18 protein-coding genes are annotated in these 21,915 nt (G+C 68.0%); 11 read left to right on the plus strand and 7 right to left on the minus strand.

What is annotated here, in order from left to right; all coding sequences use genetic code 11:
- Nucleotides 1-363 precede the first annotated feature (363 nt).
- From ON062_RS13395 to ON062_RS13410, 4 genes are read right to left on the minus strand one after another with little or no spacing between them, the layout of a single operon-like run.
- Nucleotides 364-1,101 (minus strand): ABC transporter ATP-binding protein, encoded by a 738-nt coding sequence (locus tag ON062_RS13395; protein ID WP_274647643.1) that lies wholly within the window; start codon nt 1,099-1,101, stop codon nt 364-366.
- The gene (locus tag ON062_RS13400; RefSeq protein WP_274647644.1) at nt 1,098-2,072 is read right to left on the minus strand and encodes an ABC transporter ATP-binding protein; all 975 of its coding nucleotides are present in this window, start codon (nt 2,070-2,072) and stop codon (nt 1,098-1,100) included. Before ON062_RS13400 ends, ON062_RS13395 begins: the two co-directional genes overlap by 4 nt.
- A gap of 13 nt (nt 2,073-2,085) precedes the next feature.
- Complete coding sequence (locus ON062_RS13405) at nt 2,086-3,069, minus strand: branched-chain amino acid ABC transporter permease (RefSeq protein WP_274647645.1); 984 nt, start codon at nt 3,067-3,069, stop codon at nt 2,086-2,088.
- Nucleotides 3,070-3,077: 8 nt separating this feature from the next.
- Nucleotides 3,078-4,400, minus strand: a complete 1,323-nt coding sequence (locus ON062_RS13410; protein WP_274647646.1) for a branched-chain amino acid ABC transporter permease — start codon at nt 4,398-4,400, stop codon at nt 3,078-3,080.
- A gap of 253 nt (nt 4,401-4,653) precedes the next feature.
- Here ON062_RS13410 and guaB point away from each other — a divergent pair, with 253 nt between their 5' ends.
- The 5 genes from guaB to ON062_RS13435 all read left to right on the plus strand — a co-directional run bounded on the left by guaB (nt 4,654) and on the right by ON062_RS13435 (nt 10,499).
- Nucleotides 4,654-6,156, plus strand: a complete 1,503-nt coding sequence (gene guaB, locus ON062_RS13415) for an IMP dehydrogenase (RefSeq protein ID WP_274647647.1) — start codon at nt 4,654-4,656, stop codon at nt 6,154-6,156.
- 247 nt (nt 6,157-6,403) lie between these two features.
- A complete protein-coding gene (locus ON062_RS13420) occupies nt 6,404-6,718 on the plus strand; it encodes a DUF2277 domain-containing protein (RefSeq protein WP_274647648.1) in 315 nt (104 codons plus the stop codon).
- Between the two features lie 88 nt (nt 6,719-6,806).
- On the plus strand, nt 6,807-8,495 hold the full coding sequence (locus ON062_RS13425; RefSeq protein WP_274647649.1) for an ABC-F family ATP-binding cassette domain-containing protein: 1,689 nt from the start codon (nt 6,807-6,809) through the stop codon (nt 8,493-8,495).
- A gap of 49 nt (nt 8,496-8,544) precedes the next feature.
- A complete protein-coding gene (locus ON062_RS13430; RefSeq protein ID WP_274647671.1) occupies nt 8,545-9,663 on the plus strand; it encodes a GuaB3 family IMP dehydrogenase-related protein in 1,119 nt (372 codons plus the stop codon).
- A gap of 71 nt (nt 9,664-9,734) precedes the next feature.
- Nucleotides 9,735-10,499, plus strand: a complete 765-nt coding sequence (locus ON062_RS13435) for an SURF1 family protein (protein WP_274647672.1) — start codon at nt 9,735-9,737, stop codon at nt 10,497-10,499.
- A gap of 68 nt (nt 10,500-10,567) precedes the next feature.
- Here ON062_RS13435 and ON062_RS13440 read toward each other — a convergent pair whose 3' ends face one another.
- Entirely contained in the window at nt 10,568-11,497 is a 930-nt protein-coding gene (locus ON062_RS13440) for a hypothetical protein (protein WP_274647650.1), read from the minus strand.
- Nucleotides 11,498-11,891: 394 nt separating this feature from the next.
- Here ON062_RS13440 and ON062_RS13445 point away from each other — a divergent pair, with 394 nt between their 5' ends.
- From ON062_RS13445 to ON062_RS13455, 3 genes are read left to right on the plus strand one after another with little or no spacing between them, the layout of a single operon-like run.
- Entirely contained in the window at nt 11,892-12,395 is a 504-nt protein-coding gene (locus ON062_RS13445) for a DUF3817 domain-containing protein (protein ID WP_274647651.1), read from the plus strand.
- Entirely contained in the window at nt 12,392-13,975 is a 1,584-nt protein-coding gene (gene guaA / locus ON062_RS13450) for a glutamine-hydrolyzing GMP synthase (RefSeq protein ID WP_274647652.1), read from the plus strand. Before ON062_RS13445 ends, guaA begins: the two co-directional genes overlap by 4 nt.
- 8 nt (nt 13,976-13,983) lie before the next feature.
- Nucleotides 13,984-15,384, plus strand: a complete 1,401-nt coding sequence (locus ON062_RS13455) for a glycosyltransferase (protein ID WP_274647653.1) — start codon at nt 13,984-13,986, stop codon at nt 15,382-15,384.
- Between the two features lie 167 nt (nt 15,385-15,551).
- On the opposite strand, the gene ON062_RS13460 is transcribed toward ON062_RS13455, so the two are convergent.
- Together ON062_RS13460 and ON062_RS13465 are read right to left on the minus strand one after the other, a co-directional pair.
- Nucleotides 15,552-16,837 (minus strand): IS3 family transposase gene (locus tag ON062_RS13460; protein WP_274647654.1). Its coding sequence is split into 2 segments (ribosomal slippage): nt 15,552-16,564 and nt 16,564-16,837, totalling 1,287 coding nucleotides; the frame shifts between segments, so codons are not numbered across the junction.
- Between the two features lie 503 nt (nt 16,838-17,340).
- The gene (locus tag ON062_RS13465; protein WP_274647655.1) at nt 17,341-18,255 is read right to left on the minus strand and encodes a Bax inhibitor-1/YccA family protein; all 915 of its coding nucleotides are present in this window, start codon (nt 18,253-18,255) and stop codon (nt 17,341-17,343) included.
- A 166-nt stretch (nt 18,256-18,421) separates the two neighbouring features.
- Between ON062_RS13465 and ON062_RS13470 the strand changes: the two genes are divergently transcribed.
- From ON062_RS13470 to ON062_RS13480, 3 genes are all read left to right on the plus strand, one after another.
- Nucleotides 18,422-19,432: a glycerophosphodiester phosphodiesterase family protein gene (locus ON062_RS13470; RefSeq protein ID WP_274647656.1), complete on the plus strand. Its 1,011-nt coding sequence runs from the start codon at nt 18,422-18,424 to the stop codon at nt 19,430-19,432.
- Between the two features lie 418 nt (nt 19,433-19,850).
- Nucleotides 19,851-20,819 (plus strand): ABC transporter ATP-binding protein, encoded by a 969-nt coding sequence (locus ON062_RS13475; protein WP_274647657.1) that lies wholly within the window; start codon nt 19,851-19,853, stop codon nt 20,817-20,819.
- Complete coding sequence (locus tag ON062_RS13480; RefSeq protein WP_274647658.1) at nt 20,816-21,913, plus strand: ABC transporter permease; 1,098 nt, start codon at nt 20,816-20,818, stop codon at nt 21,911-21,913. The genes ON062_RS13475 and ON062_RS13480 overlap by 4 nt, the downstream gene beginning before the upstream one ends.
- Nucleotides 21,914-21,915 lie beyond the last annotated feature (2 nt).

Genomic DNA, 21,915 nt, shown 5'->3' on the forward strand with positions numbered 1-21,915 from the left:
GCGCGGGCGTCGGTGGGGCCGGTGGGGCGGGGCGCGCGGGGCCAGCGGGCGCGGGCGTCGGTGGGGCCGGTGGGGCGGGGCGCGCGGGGCCAGCGGGCGCGGGGCGCCGCGGGCGTCTCACGCCCCTCGGATCGTCGAGACACAGCGTCCGCGCCGAGACATGGTGGCTGCCGCGGTGTGTGAGCGCAGCGACTGTGTTTCGGCGCGGGCCGGGGAGCGGTGGGGCGGGCGAGCGCGGCCGGGCGGCGGGCGAGCGCGGCCGGGGGCGGGGGCAGGTGGTCGATGCGGGCGCGGAGGGTGGGTGCGGGCACACAAGAAAGCGGGGCGGATGCCGCAGCATCCACCCCGCCCTTATGAAAGCGCTCAGGTGCCGAGCGTTCCCAGGTACAGCTCGGTGACCTTCGGGTCGTGCAGCAGGTCGCGGCCGGTGCCGGTGTAGGCATCGCGGCCCTGATCGAGCACGTAGCCGCGGTCGCAGATCTGCAGGCAGCGGCGCGCGTTCTGCTCGACCATGATGCACGTGACGCCAGCCTTGTTGATCTCGGAGACACGGATGAACGCCTCGTCCTGACGGACCGGCGACAGACCGGCCGAGGGCTCGTCGAGCAGCAGCACCTTCGGGTCCATCATGAGCGCGCGGCTCATGGCCACCATCTGGCGCTCACCACCGGAGAGCGAACCGGCGCGCTGCTTGAGGCGCCCGCCGAGCTCGGCGAAGATCCCGGTGACGAACTCCAGACGCTCGGCATACACCGACGGGTTCTGGTACAGACCCATCTGCAGGTTCTCTTCGATCGTGAGCGAAGGGAACACGTTGTTCGTCTGCGGGATGAAGCCCACCCCGCGCGAGACCAGCTTGTTCGCGCGCAGCCCGGTGATGTCGTCACCTTCGAGCTGCACGGTGCCGCTGCGGATGTTCACCTGGCCGAAGATCGCCTTCAGCAGTGTGGACTTTCCGGCACCGTTGGGGCCGATGATGCCGATCAACTCACCCTGGTTCGCGACCAGGTTGCAGCCATTCAGGATGTTCACGCCGGGCAGGTAGCCCGCGTGCACGTCCGTGACGAGAACGACGGGGGTCTCGGTGGCGGTGGCGCTCACTTCGCGTCCTCCTCGGGTTGAGCAGCTTCTTCTTCGGCGACACCCTCGGCGACGAGCGCATCGGGGTCGGCCGCGGACGACGCGGCCGCGTCGGTACCGGCAGTCGCATTCACGACGGGGATGCGCCCCGTGACGACACCGAGGTCGAGCTCTTGGTGTGTGCCGAGGTACGCGTCGATCACCGCGGGGTCCTTCATGACCGAGTGCGGGTCGCCCTCGGCAACCACGCGGCCTTCGGCCATCACTACGACCCAGTCGGCGATGTGGCGCACCATGTGCATGTCGTGCTCGACGAACAGCACCGTCATGCCCTCATCCTTCAGGTTGAGGATGTGGTCGAGTAGCGACTGCGTCAGCGCAGGGTTGACACCGGCCATCGGCTCATCGAGCATGACCAGTTGCGGCTTCGTCATGAGCGCGCGCGCCATTTCGAGCAGCTTGCGCTGGCCGCCCGACAGGGAGGCTGCGAAGTCGTCGGCCTTGGTGTCGAGCTTGAAGCGCGTGAGGAGCTCCATCGCCTGATCTTCGAGGTCGTCGTCCTGCGAACGCCACAGCGCCGGGATCAGGCTCGCCCAGAACTTCTCGCCGCGCTGGTTGCGTGCGCCGAGCTTCATGTTGTCCATGACGGTCAGCAGGCCGAGTGCCTTGGTGAGCTGGAAGGTGCGCACCATACCCATGCGCGACACCTTGTACGCCGGCACGCCCGAGAGCGAGTGGCCGTCGAACGTCCACGTTCCCTCATTGGGCTTATCGAAACCGGTGAGCAGGTTGAACAGGGTCGTCTTTCCGGCACCGTTCGGCCCGATGAGCGCGGTGATCGCGCCGCGCGGGATTTCGAGGTGGTCGACGTCGACGGCGTGGACGCCGCCGAACGCTCGGCGCACGCCATCGGCGACGATGATCGGGTCGACCTTCTTGCAGCCCGGGGTGGCGTCGCCGACGTGCAGGCCGGTCGTCTTCTCGGGGGTCACGGGGGACGCTGTTTCACTTGACAAAGGTCAGCTCCTTCTTGTTACCGAGGAGACCCTGCGGCATGAAGATCACCAGCAGCATGAGCGCGATACCCACGATGATGTAGCGCACCGTGCTCGCCTGGATCTCTGTCATGAACGGCAGGATGCCCGCCTTCACCATCGCCGGGAGGACGTTGCTGAGGAAGGTCTGCAGCGCCCAGAAGATCAGCGATCCGAGGATCGGCCCGAAGACGGTCGCTGCGCCACCGAGCAACAGGGCGGTCCAGATGAAGAACGTCAGCGACGTGACGTACACACCCGGGCTGACCGCGCGCTCGAGGGCGATGATGATGCCACCCGCCGCGGCGAGCATGCCACCGAGCACGAGGGACTGCATCTTGTAGGCGAAGACGTTCTTGCCGAGCGAGCGCACGGCGTCTTCGTCTTCGCGGATGCCCTTGAGGGCACGACCCCACGGGCTGCGAACCAGCAACCACACCAGGATGATCGCGATGATCAGCGTGATGATGCCGATGATGCGCACCCACCATGCGGTGCCGTTGTACTCCCACGGGCCGAAGCCGTACATCGCGCGGGCGTCGAGCGGGTTGGACTCCTGGAAGCTGCCCTGGTACCCGCTCAGGCCGTCGGCCGAACCGGTGACCGCATCGAATGCGGTGGTGAGGAAGAGCAGTCGCACCACCTCGGCGGCGGCGATCGTGACGATGGCGAGGTAGTCGCCGCGTAGGCGCAGCGTCGGGATACCGAGGATCAGCGCGAAGATGCCCGACCCGATGAGGCCGACGAGAGCCGCCAACCACCAGGGGAAGCCGAACGTGAGCGTCGAGATCGCGAAGCCGTAGGCGCCGACGGCCATGAAGCCGGCGATACCCATGTTGATGAGGCCCGCGTAGCCGAAGTGCATCGCCAGGCCGAGGGCGGCGAGGGCATACCCGAGCGTTGCCGGGCTGATGATCGATGACGCGGTGTTGGAGAGAATCTGTAGCCAGTCCATGGTCAGCCTCAACCCACTCTCTCGCTGCGACCGAGGATCCCCTGTGGTCGGAACAGGAGGATCAAGATCAGGATGAACAGGGCGCTCGCGTACTTGAGATCAGCGGGGATCCACAAGCTCGACGCTTCGACCAGGATGCCGACGATCAGCGCGCCGACGAGGGCGCCGTATGCCGTGCCCAGGCCACCGAGGACGACCGCGGCGAACATCAGGAGCAGCAGTTGCGCACCCATGTCCCACTTCAGGCCCGGGCGGTAGTAGGCGAACAGCACACCCGCGAGGCCGGCCAGTGCGCCCGAAACGATCCAGACCACGCGCACGACGTAGTCGACGTCGATGCCGGAGGCAGCGGCCAGTGACGGGTTGTCGGAGATCGCGCGAGTGGCCTTTCCGAGCCGCGACCGCGTGAGCCACAGGGCGAAGATCACGATCACCGCGATCGAGATGGCGATCGACACCATGTCGATGACGCTCATCGTCACCGCGCCGAACAGCGCGATCTTCGGGGCGTCTGCACCCGGCAACTGCTTCGTGCCGCCGCCGATGATGTACTGGAACAGGTAGCGCAGCGCGAGCGAGAGACCGATGCTCACGATCATCAGCTGCACCACACCGACCCTTCGTTTTCGCAAGGGTCTCCAGATGATCATGTCGAGCAGCAGGCCCAGCACGGCGGACAGCACGATCGCTGCCGGGTACCCGAGCCACCAGGGGAGCGCGAGCGTGGCGGGCCCCACCAACAGGTAGGCCGCGATCGCGCCGAAAGTCACCATCTCACCGTGGGCGAAGTTCGAGATGCCGGTCGTGCCGTAGACGAGCGTCAGGCCGACGGCCGCGAGGGCGAGCATCAGACCGAACGAGACGCCCTGCACGAGGCGCTGCACCAACTGGTCGAAGAAGCTGGTGACGTTGCGTTCACCTTCGCCGATGAAGAAGTTGACCGTGACGCGGCCACCCTGCCCCATCTCGACTTCTTTGACGTTGGGCGTCTCATCCGCCTCGTCGACGACGGCAATGCCCTCGGGCAGCGTGTTCTCGTCGAGCGTGACGGTGTACGTCTCGCCGCGTTCGGGAACCTGCGCGCTCCACTGACCGTTCTCGTCGGTGACGACGGCCTGCGGCCCTCCGGGGCCGTCGACGAGGAGTGCGACACCCTCGAGCGGCTCGCCGTTGAGTTGGACGTTGCCGCTGATGCGATACGGGTCCCCTTCGGCTGCCAGCGCCGGAGCTGACGTGACGAAGAGCCCACAGAAAACGATGAAGAGCGCGATCAGCGCAGCTATGGTGCGGGCGCGTGCTTTCGGCGCTCCGACCTCGATCGTTGGACTCACTGAACCTCCCAGTCCGGCACCACGCGTGCCGAAGCTCGGGTCGCATCGGCCATGAGTGACGACGGTACGACCCTAATGTGTCGCACGTGTTTCACACATGCTTCTCCCAGAACTTGAGCAAATCGTGATCCGGCATTGCGTTGCATCCGATGAGGAATAATCGCGCACCCGCACGGCTTAGGATTGTCAGCGGAGCGCCTGGTCGCCCCCGCCCCGCACCCCTCGAGATACGCGCCCCAGCGCTGGAGATGCCATGGAGCACAACGACCCGTTCGGTTTCGTCGGACTCACTTACGACGACGTCTTGCTCCTGCCGGGGCACACCGATGTCATCCCGAGTGAAGCCGATACGTCCTCGCGGGTCACGCGCCGCATCACCGTGGCGACGCCGTTGCTGTCGGCGGCGATGGACACCGTGACCGAGTCGCGTCTGGCGATCGCGATCGCGCGCGAAGGCGGCATCGGCATCATTCACCGCAACCTGTCGATCCAGGACCAGGCCGCGATGGTCGACCGCGTCAAGCGCAGCGAGTCGGGCATGATCACCGACCCCATCACGACCACACCGGATGCGACCATCGAAGAGGTCAACGAGCTGTGTGCGACGTATCGCATCTCGGGCCTCCCGGTTGTGGATGACGAAGGCCGCCTTGTCGGTATCGTCACCAACCGCGACATGCGATTCGTCTCCGGTTTCGAGCGCCAGTCGACCCTCGTGCGCGATGTCATGACGCGCGAGAACCTCGTCACCGGAACCGTCGGCATCGGCGCCAACGACGTGATCGCGCTGTTCGCACAGCACCGCGTCGAGAAGCTGCCCCTCATCGACGACGAGGGCAAGCTGGCGGGGCTCATCACCATCAAGGACTTCGACAAGAGCGAGAAGTACCCGCTCGCGACCAAGGACGACCAGGGTCGTCTGCGCGTCGGCGCGGCGATCGGCTTCTTCGGCGACGCGTGGGAGCGTGCCGAGGCACTGCGTGATGTGGGCGTGGACGTCATCGTCGTCGACACCGCCAACGGACAGTCGGCGGGCGTGATCGACATGGTGCGCCGCATCAAGGCCGACGAGTCGTTCGCCGCGATCGACGTGATCGGCGGCAACGTCGCGACGCGCGAGGGCGCTCAGGCGCTGATCGACGCGGGAGTGGATGCCGTGAAGGTCGGCGTTGGTCCGGGCTCGATCTGCACCACCCGCGTCGTCGCGGGTGTCGGCGTGCCGCAGGTGACCGCGATCTACGAAGCGTCGCTCGCGGCGCGCGAGGCCGGAGTGCCGATCATCGCCGACGGCGGTCTGCAGTACTCGGGCGACATCGCGAAGGCACTGGTCGCCGGTGCCGACAGCGTCATGCTCGGCTCGCTGCTCGCCGGTACCGACGAGTCGCCGGGCGAGGTGGTCTTCCAGGGCGGCAAGCAGTTCAAGTTGTACCGCGGCATGGGATCGCTGGGCGCCCTGCAGACGCGTGGCAAGAAGACGTCGTACTCGAAGGACCGCTACTTTCAGGCTGACGTTCCGAGTGACGACAAGCTCATCCCCGAGGGGATCGAGGGTCAGGTCGCGTACCGGGGCCCCGTCTCGGCCGTCGCGTACCAGCTCGTTGGCGGCCTGCGCCAGTCGATGTTCTACGTCGGCGCTCGCACCGTCGAGGAGCTCAAGGCCAAGGGCAAGTTCGTGCGTATCACCGCGGCAGGCTTGAAAGAGTCGCACCCGCACGACGTGCAGATCGTCGTCGAGGCGCCGAACTACCGCAAGTAGCGCGCCGGGGGCGCGGTCCCGGGTCGCGGGGCGCAGTCGCACGTCGCGAGGACCACCTTCGTCACCGAGAAACCACATTCGTCACGAGAAACCACGGCAGACATGGTTTCTCGCGGCAGAAGTGGTTTTTCGCGGGTGCGGTGCGGTGCGTTGCGGTGCGGCGCGGGCGCGGGCGGGCGCGGTTGCGGGGCGGGCGGGGCGCGCAAGGGGGCAGACGGATGCCGCGCAGCGGCGTATCGTCGGCGGCATGTGCCGCAACATCGTTCCCCTGAACAATTTCGAACCGGCCGCGACCGACGCCGAGTGCCATGACGCTGCGCTGCAGTACGTGCGCAAGATCGCCGGCACCACCAAGCCGTCGAAGGCCAACCAGGCGGTCTTCGACCAGGCCGTGGCCGACATCGCCCACGCGACGCGCCACCTGATCGACGGGCTGGTGACCACGGCGCCGCCGAAAATCCGCGAAGACGAGGCCGCCAAGCGCCAGGCGCGTTCGGCCGAACGCTACGAGGCGATCCGTCAGTACCAAGAGAACAAGCGCGCCGCGCGCGCGGCGTCTTGAAGCCAGGGCCGCCGGGCGCGGCATCCCGAACCCCCGGTGTATCCTGATCGGCTCTGCACTTTCGGTGGGGGCAGAAACGGACTCTGCGGTGGGGTACATCGATATCTCGGCGGTCAGCTACTCGCTGCCCGACGGGCGGCCGTTGCTCGATGACGTGTCGTTCCGTGTGGGCGAGGGCTCGACGACGGCGCTGATCGGTCAGAACGGCGCCGGCAAGACGACACTGCTGCGGATCGTCCGCGGTGAGGTGCGCGCCGATTCCGGTGTCGTCCAGATCGACGGCGGGCTGGGGGTCATGGACCAGTTCGTCGGGCACGGTGAGGCGGGGCAGACTGTCCACGACCTGCTGATCACCGTGGCGCCCGAGCGCGTGCGCAGGGCCGCGCGCGAGTTGGCCGACGCCGAAGTCGCGATCATCGAGTCGGACGACCTCGACACCCAGATGCGGTACGCGGGCGCGCTCGCCGACTACGCCGAAGCCGGCGGCTACGAGTACGAGACCGTGTGGGACACGTGCACGATCGCCGCCCTCGGCACGCCATTCGCTCGTGCGCAGTTTCGCGAGCTCACGACGCTCTCGGGCGGCGAGCAGAAGCGTCTGGCGCTCGAAGCGCTGCTGCGGGGGCCCGATCAGGTGCTCCTGCTCGACGAGCCCGACAACTACCTCGATGTTCCCGGCAAGCGCTGGCTCGAAGAGCAACTGCGCGCCACGCCGAAAACGGTGCTCCTCATTTCGCACGATCGCGAGTTGCTCGCCCGTGCCGCCGATCGCATCGTCACGCTCGAAGCCGGGGGAGCGGGCAGTACCGCATGGGTGCACGGCGGCGGGTTCCGCACGTATCACCGCGCGCGAGATGAGCGGATGCTCCGCCTCGACGAGCTACGTCGCCGATGGGATGAACAGCATGCCAAGTTGAAAAGCCTCGTCGCCGACCTCAAGGTGAAGGCCGCGGCGAACGACGGGTTCGCATCGCGATACCGTGCGGCACAGACCCGACTGCGCTTCTTCGAGACCGCGGGGCCGCCGTTGGAGCGCCCCAAGGAGCAGAATCTCGACCTGCGTCTGCGCGGAGCCCGCACCGGACGACGCGCTGTCGTGGCCGAGCGCCTCGAGCTCACCGGTCTGATGAAGCCGTTCGACCTCGAAGTGTGGTTCGGCGATCGGGTCGCCGTGCTCGGGTCGAACGGCTCGGGCAAGTCGCACTTCCTGCGGCTTCTGGCCGCGGGCGGGTCGGATCCCGACGGGCGACTGGGCCATGTCACGACGGCAGGGGGAGCGCTCGAGCCGGTCGGTCACACCGGGCGCGCGACTCTCGGGGCGCGCGTGGTGCCGGGGTGGTTCGCGCAAACTCACCGGCATCCGGAATTCACCGGGCGCACGCTTCTCGACATCCTGCACCGAGGAGAAGACGCGCGAACCGGGCTACCGCGCGATGCGGCGAGCTCGGCGCTGGACCGTTACGGCCTCGTCGCGCAGGCCGAGCAGCGGTTCGAGGACCTCTCGGGCGGGCAGCAGGCGCGGTTCCAAGTGCTGCTGCTCGAACTGTCGGGGGCCACGCTACTTCTTCTGGACGAACCCACCGACAACCTCGACTTGGTGTCGGCCGAAGCCCTGCAAGAGGCGCTCGCGCGCTTCGAAGGCACCGTGCTCGCGGTGACGCACGACCGGTGGCTCGCGCAATCGTTCGACCGGTTCGTGGTGTTCGGCAGCGACGGGCGGGTATACGAGTCGGATGCGCCGGTGTGGGACGAAGCGCGCGTGGTGCGCGAGCGATGAAGCTGGCGACGTCGCTGTCGGCGTGGCCGACTAGTCTGGTGGGGTGAACATGGAGATCGAGATCGGGCGCGCCAAGCGCGCACGCCGCGCGTACACGTTCGACGACCTCGCGGTGGTGCCCTCGCGGCGCACGCGTAACCCCGAGGATGTGTCGACCGCATGGTCGATCGACGCGTTCCAGTTCGACATCCCCGTTATCGGGGCTCCCATGGACTCGGTCGTCAGCCCCAAGACAGCGATCATGCTCGGTCAGCTCGGCGGCCTGGGCGTGCTCGACCTCGAAGGTGTGTGGACGCGGTACGAAGACCCGCAGCCGCTGCTCGACGAGATCGCGATGCTCGACAAGGCGGACGCCACGCGTCGCATGCAAGAGCTGTACTCGTCGCCGATCAAGCCCGAGCTCGTGCGGGATCGCCTCGCCGAGATCCGCGCGGCCGGCGTCACCGTCGCCGGTGCCCTCACGCCCCAGCGCACGCAGGAGCTGTACGAGACCGTCGTCGCCGCGGGCGTCGACCTGTTCGTGATCCGTGGCACCACGGTGTCGGCCGAGCACGTGTCGAGCGTTGACCAGCCGCTCAACCTCAAGAAGTTCATCTACGACCTCGACGTCCCCGTGATCGTCGGCGGCGCCGCCACCTACACCGCGGCGCTGCACCTCATGCGTACTGGCGCGGCCGGTGTCCTTGTCGGATTCGGCGGGGGAGCGGCATCCACCACTCGCGCAACTTTGGGTCTGCACGCGCCGATGGCGACCGCGGTCGCCGACGTCGCCGGTGCGCGCCGCGACTACCTCGACGAGTCGGGCGGGCGCTATGTGCACGTCATCGCCGACGGCGGTGTGGGTACCTCGGGCGACATCGTCAAGGCGCTCGCGATGGGGGCGGATGCCGTCATGCTCGGCGTCGCACTCGCCCGTGCCACCGACGCGCCCGGCCAGGGCTACCACTGGGGCCCCGAGGCGCACCACAGCAAGCTGCCGCGCGGTCGCCGCGTGAAGGTCGACCAGGTCGCCTCGCTCGAAGAGGTGCTGTACGGCCCGGCGCCCGTCGCCGACGGCACGGCCAACCTCATCGGAGCGCTGCGCAAGTCGATGGCGACGACGGGGTATTCCGACCTCAAGGAGTTCCAGCGCGTCGAGGTTGTCGTCGCGCCGTACGCCAACAGATGACTGAGATCGATCCCGCTCGGGATGCCGCGCCGGCAGACCCCGAGGTGTTTCCCCCCACGCTGCGCGAAGTCATGCTGCGCCCGGCGTGGCTGGGACTGCTCGCGCTGTGCCTCGTCGTCGCCGGCGTGTTCGCATGGCTCGGTCAATGGCAGCTCGACGCGGCGATCGACACCGACCCGCCGCCCGCCGGGGCGACCGAGCAGGTGCGCCCGCTCGAAGATGTCGCCGGCCCGGGCGAGAACATCCCCGAGCCCGTCGTCGGCCAGCGTGTCGAGACATCGGGCGTGTGGGTCCCGGGCGACTTCATCGTGGTGCAATCGCGCTACAACGGCGGGGTCGAAGGCTTCTGGGTGACCGGGCAACTGCGGCTCGAGGGGACGGATGAGCCCACCTCGGCGGCCGTCGCCATCGGGTGGGCGGCCACCGCCGACGACGCGCAGCGGGCTGTCGAAGTGCTCGAGGCGGATGCCGCGGCATCCGATCTACACACGATCACCGGTCGACTGATCTCTGACGAAGGACCGGGGCTGCCCCCGCGCGGGGAGGACCCGCAGACCCTCACGCGCATGTCGACCGCGGCGCTGCTCGGGCAGTGGCACGACGTGCAGCAACTGAACGTCTACCGCCCGTACATCGCATCGGTGGAGCCGATGGCGGGGCTCGATGCGATCGACTCGCCGGCTCCCGAGCAGCAGAGCGCGGTCAACTGGCTGAACATCTTCTACGCGATCGAGTGGGCGATCTTCGCCGGCTTCGCGTTCTACCTCTGGTACCGGCTCGCCCGCGATCAGTGGGAGAAAGAGGTCGAAGACCTCGAGGATACCGCCGAGGTCTGATCGCTGAAACGGACCGTCGTGCGTGAGGCGGCGCGCGGGAGCGCCCGTCTCATGCACGAGCGTCCGTCTCAGGCGTGTAGCTGATCGATGGTGTGGCGCGTGCGCTTGTTGCGCAATAGCCGGTCGATGTGCGGGTCCGCGGGGCGATCCCTGGGCACGCCTGCCGCGGTCAGAATGCGTTCCAAACGGTCGGGATGCCAGACATCCATCCACTCCCAGCGCGCGACACGTCGGACCACGCGCAAGAGGGCTACTTCGCGCTTGCGCTCGTTCCTGATCGCTTGCACCTCGGGGCCGAACCGCGCGTCGTACTTCACGGCGCCATCGGCTTCGCCCACGACGCTGACGTCTCGCCAGAAGAAATCGGCGCGGGACGTGCCCTCATCGAGGCGAAACGACACCTGGAGCTCCGGAGGGCGAAACCCCAGAGCGCCGATCACGACACGACTGAGGGATTCGAGAACGGACTCCGACCGCGGATCAGCCAAGTCAACGGCATTGAGTGCTTGGCGCCTCCCGCGTTTGCTGGCTTGCGTGCGCAGTCGGTGCTTCACGGCATCCAGCGAAAGCCCTAATCTCAGTGCGGCATCAAGGACTGCCACTCCCAGCGCCAGCGGCAGCACGCGCAGCAGATCCACGGTCGTGTCGAGCAATGAAGTCACGGACACTCCCGCCCGAGTGACGACCTCCCGGGGGTCGCAACTGGCGTGCACCGTCACGTCGCCGCGGGTGCACGTGCGCTGTGCGTGCAGCGAATAGAGGTGGATGCGCGGTTCTCCGAACACCGGCAGGCCGTGAAATACCGCGGCAGACTCGAGCGCAAAGATGGGGTTCTTGAGACTCAGGGATGCCACCTCCACTCGCACGCGGTATTGCTCATACCGCGGCAGCCCGCGCCACCACTCCGGATGAGCGTAGGCACCGCGGCGAATCTTGATGTGCCCTGCGATGTCGTAGGACCGCGCACCTCGCTTACTCCACTGGATGGCGTCGTGCATGTGGATCACCGTGCCGCACATCGCGTACCGGCGTCCCTGCGCGGGCGGAACTGTGGACAACGCCCGTGCGAACCGAACTGGGGAGGAGGGCGCCAGAGCCCGCACCCACTCGGGCGCGCCGCACGCGCCACGGATGCGCGGGCGCGGTCGGCCCTGTAGGCGCCCCGCACGCTGCGTGAGACGGACCCCCGTGCATGAGGCGGCGCGTGGGAGGGTCCGCCTCACGCACGAGCGTCCGCTTCACGGGAGCGCGGGTGCGCGGGTGCGCGGGTGCGCGAGCGTGGGTGCGAACGTGCGCGGCGGGGCGGCGTGGCGGGGCGTGGGGCAAACGGCGGGCACCGAGCCCGCAGCGGACACGGAATAAGCGCCGGGAGGCACGGGTAGGATGGAGCGCATGCCCCGCGCCCCCAAACTCGCGTCGTTCCCCGCGATCCGCGGCGCCCTGAAGTTCTACCAGATCTGCTCTGTCATCACGGGCGTCGGCCTCTTGCTCTTGTGCGCCGAGATGGTGCTGAAGTACACGCCGCTGCACGTCGAGGTCTTCATGGGCGGCTCGGGTGGATTCCTGTGGCTCGCACCCGTCGTCGAAGGCCCCGAGGGCCTCGAATCCACTGGAGACGGCCTCAACCTGTCGCTCGGCATCCTCGTCGCACACGGCTGGTTCTACGTCGTCTACCTCTTCGCATGCTTCCGTATGTGGAGCCTCATGCGCTGGAACGTGATCCGACTCGGGATGCTGGCTGCCGGTGGCGTGATTCCGCTGTTGTCGTTCTTCATGGAGGCCAGAGTCGGCCGCGAAGTGAAGACCTATCTCGCAGAGCGCGAAGCAGAAGAAATGCACACGCGTTCTGAGCGATCGTCCCTCACCCACGCCATCCCGACGGAGAACAAGCGTTGACACAGCAAACCGAGACTTCGCAGCGGCCCGTCCTCGTCGTCGACTTCGGCGCACAGTACGCACAGCTCATCGCCCGCCGCGTGCGCGAAGCGGGCGTCTACAGCGAGATCGTGCCCCACACCGCCACGGCGAAGGAGATCGCCGCGAAGGAGCCGGTCGGCATCATTCTGTCGGGCGGTCCGTCGTCGGTGTACGAACCGGGGGCGCCGTCACTTGACGCGGGTGTGTTCGACCTCGGCGTTCCGACGCTCGGCATTTGCTACGGCTTCCAGGTGATGGCGAAGACTCTGGGCGGCGAGGTCGCCCAGACCGGGCTGCGCGAATACGGCGCGACGGATGCCACGATCGCCGGCGATGGAGGCGTTTTGCTGGCCGGGCAACCCGCCGAGCAGAACGTCTGGATGAGCCACGGCGACCAGGTCTCGCAGGCGCCGGAGGGCTTCGAGGTGCTCGCCTCGACGAGCGCCACCAAGGTTGCTGCCTTCGGCAACGACGACAAGCGTTTCTACGGTGTGCAGTGGCATCCCGAGGTCAAGCACTCCGACCACGGACAGCGCATCATCGAGAACTTCCTCCACAAGGCGGCGGGTCTGCCGGCCGACTGGAACAGCGGCAACGTCATCGCCGAGCAGGTCGAGAAGATCCAGGCGCAGGTCGGTACCGGCCGCGTGATCTGCGGTCTGTCGGGCGGCGTCGACTCCGCCGTTGCGGCGGCCCTCGTGCACAAGGCCGTCGGCGACCAGCTGGTCTGCATCTTCGTCGACCACGGTCTGCTGCGAAAGAACGAGCGCGAGCAGGTCGAGCAGGACTACGTCGCATCGACCGGCGTTCGCCTGGTGACCATCGACGCGCGAGAGCAGTTCCTGAACGCGCTCGCCGGCGTCAGCGACCCCGAGCAGAAGCGCAAGATTATCGGCCGCGAGTTCATCCGGTCGTTCGAAGCCGCCGAGAAGGCGCTCATCGCCGAGGCTGAGGCCGACGGCCAGCCGATCCGGTTCCTCGTGCAGGGGACGCTGTACCCCGACGTTGTCGAGTCCGGCGGCGGCACGGGCACGGCGAACATCAAGTCGCACCACAACGTGGGTGGCCTCCCCGAAGACCTGCAGTTCGAGCTCGTCGAGCCGCTGCGCACCCTGTTCAAGGACGAGGTGCGTGCGATCGGTCGCGAGCTGGGCCTGCCCGAAGTGATCGTGGGTCGCCAGCCCTTTCCGGGCCCCGGCCTCGGAATCCGGATCGTGGGTGAGGTCACCGCTGACCGCCTCGAGATTCTGCGTGATGCCGACGCGATCGCGCGCGAAGAGCTGACCAAGGCGGGCCTCGACAACGACATCTGGCAGTGCCCGGTCGTGCTGCTGGCCGATGTTCGCTCGGTCGGCGTGCAGGGTGACGGTCGCACGTACGGTCACCCGATCGTGCTGCGTCCGGTTTCGTCTGAAGACGCCATGACGGCTGACTGGACGCGCCTGCCCTACGACGTGCTGTCGAAGATCTCGAACCGCATCACCAACGAGGTGCGCGAGGTCAACCGGGTCGTGCTCGACGTCACGTCGAAGCCCCCGGGGACCATCGAGTGGGAGTGATCTGACGCGTGAGCGCGGTCGCCTTCCCCGACGCTGAGTATCTCGTCCTGTCGAGCAGGCTGATCCCCGACATGGACGGTGGCTACACGCTGGCCACACTCGCGCGGGCGCGGCAGATGGCGGCATCCGGCATCTACGACGGTGCGGGCCCGTGGCTGCTCACCGTTGATCCCGGCACGCCCGAGGATCACGCGCGCCATCGGGCGACGTTCGACGGCCGCGACCTGGTGACGGACCCCGCGCGCATGCGCAACCTGTTCGACGAGGCGGCGGCACCCGGCGGGGGTGCGGCGGACTGGCTGCGGCGTGCCGCACGGCCCGGTGAGCCCGATCCGGCGCTGGAGTATCGGGTGATTCCGGATGCCGCGGGCCGGCCCTGCGTCGGTCTCCCCGTGATCGCGGGGGACCCCGATTGGCACGTCTCGACCGCGCCGGTCGCCGTGTATGACGAGGACGGCGCGGTGGCGGGCGTTGTCGACGGGTTCGGCGGACTGTACCGGGCGTGGCTGAGCCACGTGGTCGACGAGGTGCGCGCGGGCGACGCTGAGCGCCCGGTCGTTGTGCTGTGCGAATCGCGGCAGCTCGGTGAACTTCTCGTGGGGTGGCAGGACAGCGGCATCCGTCTCGTACATGCGATCCACACGATCCACCTCGAGCCGCCGTACGAGCCCGACGGTCCGATGAACTCGCTGTGGTCGCGGTGGTTCACGCTCGCCGAAAGGTTCGACGCCGTGCTGTGGCCGACGCGCTCGCAGCGGTCGGACGTGGTGGCGCGCTTCGGGGAAGACGACGTGCACGTCGTCGTGCCGCACGCGGTGCCGCCGGTCGATAGCGTGACGGCCGCGCACGACCGGGTGCACGGCCGAGTCGTGATGCTCAACCGACTCGCGCCGGGCAAGCGCGTCGACCTCGCGATCAGCGCGTTCGTCGACGTGATCGCCGCGGTTCCGGATGCCCGGCTCGACATCTATGGCGACGGGCCCCTGCGGGCGGAGTTGCAGGAGCTGATCGACGAGGTCGGGCTCGGCACGCACGTGACGCTGCGCGGGCTGACCGGCGACCCTGGTCGCGTGCTGGATGAGGCATCCGTCTTCCTGTCGACCTCGGCGTTCGAGGGGCAGGGGCTGTCGCTGGCCGAGGCGATGGTGCACGGATGCCCGGTGGTGGCGTTCGACATCCGCTATGGACCCCGCGACCTGTTGTCTGCTGGGGGAGGCGTGCTGGTGCCCGATGGCGAGACCGGCGCGCTGGCCGACGCGCTGATCGACGTGCTGCAGAGCCCCGAGCGCCGCGCGCAGCTGTCGCACGAGGGTGTGGCGGCCGCGCGAGCGGTCGACCCCGAGCATGTGATGGCGGCGCTGGCGTCGGCGGTGCGCGACGCGCTCGCGCGCCCGTCGCGCCGCGCGTAGCGCCGGGCGTCGCGCCGCGGGGCCGCCGGCTCGCCGGATTGCCGCCCCGCCGCCCGCACCGCCCCGCCCACTGGACCCCGCTCGCCACGGGTGGCACCGGCCTGTCGTCCGCCGCCGGGGCGGCCGTAACTCCTGAGATCTGAAGTGTCCCAGGTTTCTTGCCGCTCCTATGCGGGTTGCGGCTCTCGGTTGAGGGTCGCGTAGTGGGCTTGCTCAAACTCCGCGGGTGTGGCGTAGCCCAGGCTCGAGTGAAGCCTACGAGTGTTGTACCAGTCGACCCATCCGGCGGTCGCGTACTCGACGTCTGCGATCGTACGGTAGGGGCCGTCGTGGAACACGGTCGTGCGGATGCACTCGGCCTTGTAGAGCCCGTTGATCGTCTCCATGAGCGCGTTGTCGAGCGCGTCCCCGACCGAACCAACGGACGGTGCGATGCCGTCGAGGGCGAGTTTGTCGGTGTAGGCCAGCGAGACGTATTGAGACCCGGCGTCGCTATGCGCCCGGAGCTGATCCGGGGCGATGGGGTGGCCTTGCCGACCGCGTTCCCACAGTGCCATCCGCAGCGGGATCATCACGAGCTCGACGTGTTTGGTGGTCTGCGCATGCCAGGCGACGATGCGCTGCGAGTACACGTCGACGATGAACGCGACGTAGACCCAGCCGGCCCAGGTGCGGCAGTACGTGAAGTCCATCACCCAGGTGTGATCCGGTCTGGGGGCGGTGAAGTCCCGGTTCAGCAGGTCCCCGGCACGGATCCCGTCCTTCGCGGGGATCGTGGTGCGGATGCCCTTGTCGCGGCGGATGCCCGACAACCCGAGCGTCCGCATGGCACGGTCGACCGCGCCGCGGGACGCGGCAGGGACCGTGGTGCGGCGGATCAGCGCGGTCATCTTCCGCCGCCCGTAGAGCCCTTCCGGGGTCAGCACCCGACGCTGCCGGCCGCCGACCTCGACGACGGTCCAGGCGGCCTCGCGCACCGCGTCCACGACGAGCGCGTCGGTGACCGTCCTGGTCGATACGAGACCTTGCCGCCAGGCCCGGTAGGTGCGCGCGGCGATCTGGCAGCCCTGCTCACGCAGGACGCGGATGATCGACTCGACCGCGTGCCCCTCGGCTCTCATCGTGTCGATGAAGCCCAGCATCAACGGTTGCGGGGGTCGAGTTCCCCCACGAAGAAAGTCGTCGCCGCACGCAGGATCGCGACGTCTTCCCGCAGCCGGGCGTTCTCGGCCTTGAGTCGCTTGATCTCCGCGTGCTCGACCGACGTCACCCCGTCACGGGTACCGTCGTCGATATCGGCTTGCAGCACCCACCGCCGCACGGTCTCGATACCGACACCGACCTGGCGGGCCACGGCCGCTGACGCGGCCGTCAACGACGGATACTCCGACCGGTGCTCACGCACGAGCCTGACGGCACGCTCCCGGAGCGCGGGATCGATCTTCTTCGGCATGACTGACATCCTTCCAACTCAAAAGGATGCGGCATCAAACCTGGGGCGCTTCATGCCGCGCGCCGTGCGCCGCCCCGCTCGCCACGGGTGGCACCGGCCTGTCGCCCGCCGCCGGGGCGGCCGTAACTCCTGAGATCTGTGGTGGTTGGTTGCCGTACGGGCGCGGGGTGGCGGTGATTCGGCCGGTTTTCCGGAGTTAGGGATGCTGGCCGGCGGGTGCCGGGTGCCGGGTGCCGGGTGCCGGGTGCCGGGTGCCGGGTGCCGGGTGCCGGGTGCAGGGTGCGCCGGGCACCGCTCGCCGTAACTCCTGAGATATGTGGCGGTTGGCGGCCGTACGGGTGCGGGATGGCGGTGATTCGGCCGGTTTTCCGGAGTTAGGGGTGCTGGCGGGGTGCCACGGCCCGGCTCGGCCCCCGCCCCCGCCCTCCGACGCGAAGCGGCCGCCCGGAGAACCGGACGGCCGCTCGACGGCGCTGCGCGCTCGGCGCTGAGCGCTGCGCGCGCTAGTTACTGCGCAGGATCGCGATGATGCGCAGGATCTCGACGTACAGCCACACGACGGTGACCATGATGCCGAAGGCTCCCATCCAGCCGAACTTGCGGGGGGCGCCGTTGCGCACGCCGCGCTGGATCTGGTCGAAGTCCATGACGAGCGAGTACGCGGCCATGAAGACGATGAACACACCGAGGATGAGACCGATCGGGATTCCGGCGATCTGCTCGCTGTACAGGCCGAAGGGGCCACCGGCCATCGGGGCGTTGAACAGCATCATGAAGACGTTGATGAGCGAGAAGACGAGGTAACCCATCATCGCAATCATCCAGATCTTGGTGGCCTTCTTCGACGCGCGCACCTTGCCGCTGGCGAACAGGGCGAGGGTGACGCCAACGACCGAGAGGGTCGCGAGGGTCGCCTGCACCACGATGCCGGGCCAGATGAACTCGAAGTAGGCCGAGATGCCACCGATGAACAGACCCTCGAACGCGGCGTAGGCGAAGATCGCGCCGGGGCGGATCTTCTTGCGCGAACCGAAGATGACGACCATCGACATGACGAAGCCGCCGATACCGCCGACGATCCAGGGGAGGATCGTGGGGTTGGGGTTCGCCACGGTGACCGGAGCCATCGTCCACATCCAGCCGACGACGGCGGTGACGGCGAGGATGGCGAACAGGCCAACGGTCTTGATGACGGTGTCTTCCACCGTCATGCGGTCGGTCTCGATCGCTCCGGCAGACGGCGCGGCGTACATGCCCTCGAGGTGGGCCTGCGCTGCGGCGTCAGTGCCGGCGTGCTGTGCTGCCGAGAACTGGGTCTGGCCACCAAGGTTCGCTGCCTGAGCGCCACCGGGGTAGGTACGGACGGCGTTTTGGTCCTGGAACGCCGGGTTGTTGAACGCGGGGTTGTTGAGGGCCACTGCTCTCACACTCCAATGTCGGGGGTTGACGCAGATTTCTGCGTGAAAACAACGATATCTGACGCCGCGTGATTCTCTGCCTCCTGAACTGGGAGTGCGCTTTGAGCAGAACATGAGAAGTCGGATGCCGCACCCCGGCGTCACTTTCGGCGGTTAGCCTGGCCGGGTGCCACGCAGACCTCCGCTCGTGATCGGTCACCGGGGTGCGCCGGGCTACCGGCCGGAGCACTCGCGGTCGTCGTATGCGCTCGCCCTGCAGATGGGGGTGGATGCCGTCGAGCCAGACGTCGTCGTCTCGCGTGACGGGGTTCTGGTGGTGCGTCACGAGAACGAGATCTCGGGCACCACCGATGTCTCCACCCGGCCGGAATTCGCCGACAGGCACACCACGAAGGTGATCGACGGGGTCTCGCTGACCGGATGGTTCACCGAGGACTTCACGTGGGATGAACTCGCCACGCTCAAGTGTCGCGAGCGGCTGCCCGACCTGCGCCCGTCGAGCGCGACGTTCGATGACGAGCAGCCTGTCCTGCGCTTGCGCGATGTGCTCGACCTCGTCGCCGAGGGTTCGCTCGAGCACGGCAGGCGCATCGGCGTCGTGCTCGAGATCAAACACGCGACGTACTTCGCGTCGCTCGGCTTCGACATGGCTGACCTCGTGGCGACCGAGTTGCGGGAGGCCGGTTGGGCGCGGGGCGAGCACCCGCTCACGGTCGAGTCGTTCGAATCGACCGTGTTGCGTGAGGTGCGGGAACACGGCATCCGCTCATCGTTCATTTATCTGCTCGAGGCGTCGGGTCGCCCGTTCGACCTGTTCAGTGCGCACGGCAAGGCGGCGCTGACGTACCCGCAGACGGCGGCGCCGGCGGGGCTCGACGCGCTCGCGGGCACCGTGGACGGCATCAGCGTCGACAAGCGCATGATCCTCGCGCCCGACAAGCTCGGTCGACTCACCGGCCCCTCGCCGGTGGTCGCCGACGCGCACGCGCGCGGGCTGAAGGTCTTCACGTGGACGTGCCGCCCCGAGAACCGCTTCCTCGCGCGTTCGCTGCGCACCAAGGGCGACCCGGGGGAGTTCGGCGACTACGAGGTCGAGTGGCAGATGATTCGGGATGGCGCGCCCGACGGAATCTTCGTCGACCACGCCGATCTGGGGGTGGCGTTCTTCCGGCGTTGATCGGAAAAGACGTCCGTCACTGGCGACGTTGCGCGTTTGTGATGTCGCGGTTGGGTGATCGTGGCGACGTGTTCTTCGGGCGTTTACCGCGGGGTGCCGTGGCGGTTCACCTCGCGGCGGCACAGTGGAGCCATGTTCCGTCGAACTCTGGCCGACATCACGGCCACGTTGAGGTGGCGCCGCCGCGCGCGCCGTACGACGTGGCGGCCCGTCGTTCCCGGCCGCTACTGAGCGGGCGGGACGGGTGGCGCAGCCCGCGTGGGGATGCCGGCGGCACATGCACGGGACGACGGCGTCGGTCGCGGCTGAGCAGCCTACGCGCACCCGGGAGACCCGCTCACGCGTCCCAGGTCAGCGGCGCAAAACATTCCGGAGCGCGGTTAGTGGCATCCGCTCATCTGTCACCTAGAGTGACACTGTGACGGCAGAGAGCAGCGTGGCATCGAGCGGTACGGTGGCGGGGATTTTGGCGACCGGCGTGCGGCGGTCCTTCGGCGACGTGCACGCGGTGCGCGATGTGTCGCTGGTGGCGCAGCCGGGGCGCGTGACGGGGCTTGTCGGCCCGAACGGCTCGGGTAAGACGACGCTGCTGCTGATGCTGTCGTCGCTGCTGGCGCCGGATGCGGGTGAGATCCGCATCGACGGCATCGACCCCGTCGCAGACCCGCAGGGTGTGCGCGCGATCCTCGGATGGATGCCCGATGCGCTCGGCGCGTGGAACTCGCTCAACTCGCTTGAGACGCTCGAAGTGACGGGCCGTCTGTACGGGCTCAGCGCCGACGCCGCGAAGGCGCGCGCACGCGCGCTGCTCGCCGAGGTCGGGCTCGAGAAGCTCGCGACATCGCCCGCCAGGGTCCTCTCGCGCGGGCAGAAGCAGCGCCTCGGCCTCGCGCGAGCGCTGGTGCACGACCCGCGGGTGCTGCTGCTGGACGAACCCGCCTCGGGGCTTGACCCCCAAGCGCGCGTCGAGTTGCGTCTGCTGCTGCGTCGCTTCGCGGCCGAGGGGCGCACGGTGCTGGTGTCGAGCCACATCCTGTCGGAACTCGAAGAGGTCGTCGACGACGCGGTGTTCATGCTCGCGGGCGAAACGGTGCACAGCGATCGGGTGGCGGCTGCGGCATCCAGGGCCCGTCCTTGGCGCATTCGTGTGCTCGGCCTCGAACCTGAGGATGCCCGGCAGAAGGTCGCCGAAGCGCTGGTCGCAGACCCGGCGATTCTCGGCGTCGACCGGCGCGACGTCGTGATCGCTTTCGCGTCGGAGGATGACGCGGCCGGAGCGCTGCGAAGGATGATGGATGCCGGGCTCGACGTCGTCGAATTCGCCGCGGCGCAGGGGAGCTTGGAGCATACGTTCCTCGACCTGGGCAAGGGAGGTGCGGGCGCATGAATGCACAGCGACTGGGCACACTGATTCGACTCGAGCTGCTGCAGCGCACGCGAAGCGTCGCGTGGTACGTGCTGCTCGGAGTCTTCGCGGTCCTGCTGCTGATCGTCACGGCTGTGTCGTTCACCGCGATGGCCTACACCGAAGACCCGGGCATCTGGATCTTCTCGGTAGTGGTGTACTTCACGCTGTTGCTGGTCATGTTGGTCTCGCCCACGCTCAGCGGAAACGCGATCAATGGGGATCGGGATGCCGCGGTGCTCGCGCCCGTGCAGGTGACCCTGGCCACCACCCTCGAGATCCTGATGGGCAAGTTCCTCGCGGCATGGATCACCGGATTGGCGTTCGTCGCCGTATCGGTGCCGTTCTTGATCGTCGCGACGATTGCCGGGATCGGCAGTCCGTTCACGATCACGGTGTCGCTGTTGGTGATGATCGTCGAGATCGGGGTGGTGGCGGCCATCGGGGTGGCGCTCAGCGGCATCCTGGCTCGCCCCCTCTTCTCGGTCGCGGTGACGTATCTGGTGGTCGCCGCGTTCACCGTCGGAACGCTCATCGCGTTCGGTCTGGGCGGTCTGGCCGCGCAGTCGCAGGCGACGAATGAGTACCGGTCGGTGGACTGGAGCCAGTACCAGGGGGATACGTTCCCGTGTATGCCGGGCGAGAGCCCGAGCGCGGATTATCCGTGCGATGACGACGTCGAGTTGGAATGCCTGGAGTGGGAGTCGTACAGCTACACCGTGCCGCGGTTCGACCGCGTGTGGTGGATTCTGGCGGCGAACCCGTTCGTGATTCTGGCCGATGCGACTCCGGCGCAGTTCGATCGTGACGGCTACCCGACCGACCTGTTCGGGGAGGTGAAGTTTGGTGTGCGCTCGGCGCAGCAGACGCCTGAGCTCGAGCAAAGAAATGACGAGTGCTCGCCGACGGCGTGGGAGGAGCCGCCGACGCCGGAGGAGATCGTGGCGACGAGCGCTCCGAGTTGGTTCGTCGGGCTGACGCTGCAGCTGCTCCTCGCCGGTGGACTGCTGTGGTGGGCCTGGGCGCGCACGCGCACCCCTGCGACGCAACTGCCTCCGGGTACTCGCATCGCGTAGGG

The organism is Microbacterium sp. C7(2022) (assembly GCF_028823665.1).
GTDB lineage: Bacteria > Actinomycetota > Actinomycetes > Actinomycetales > Microbacteriaceae > Microbacterium.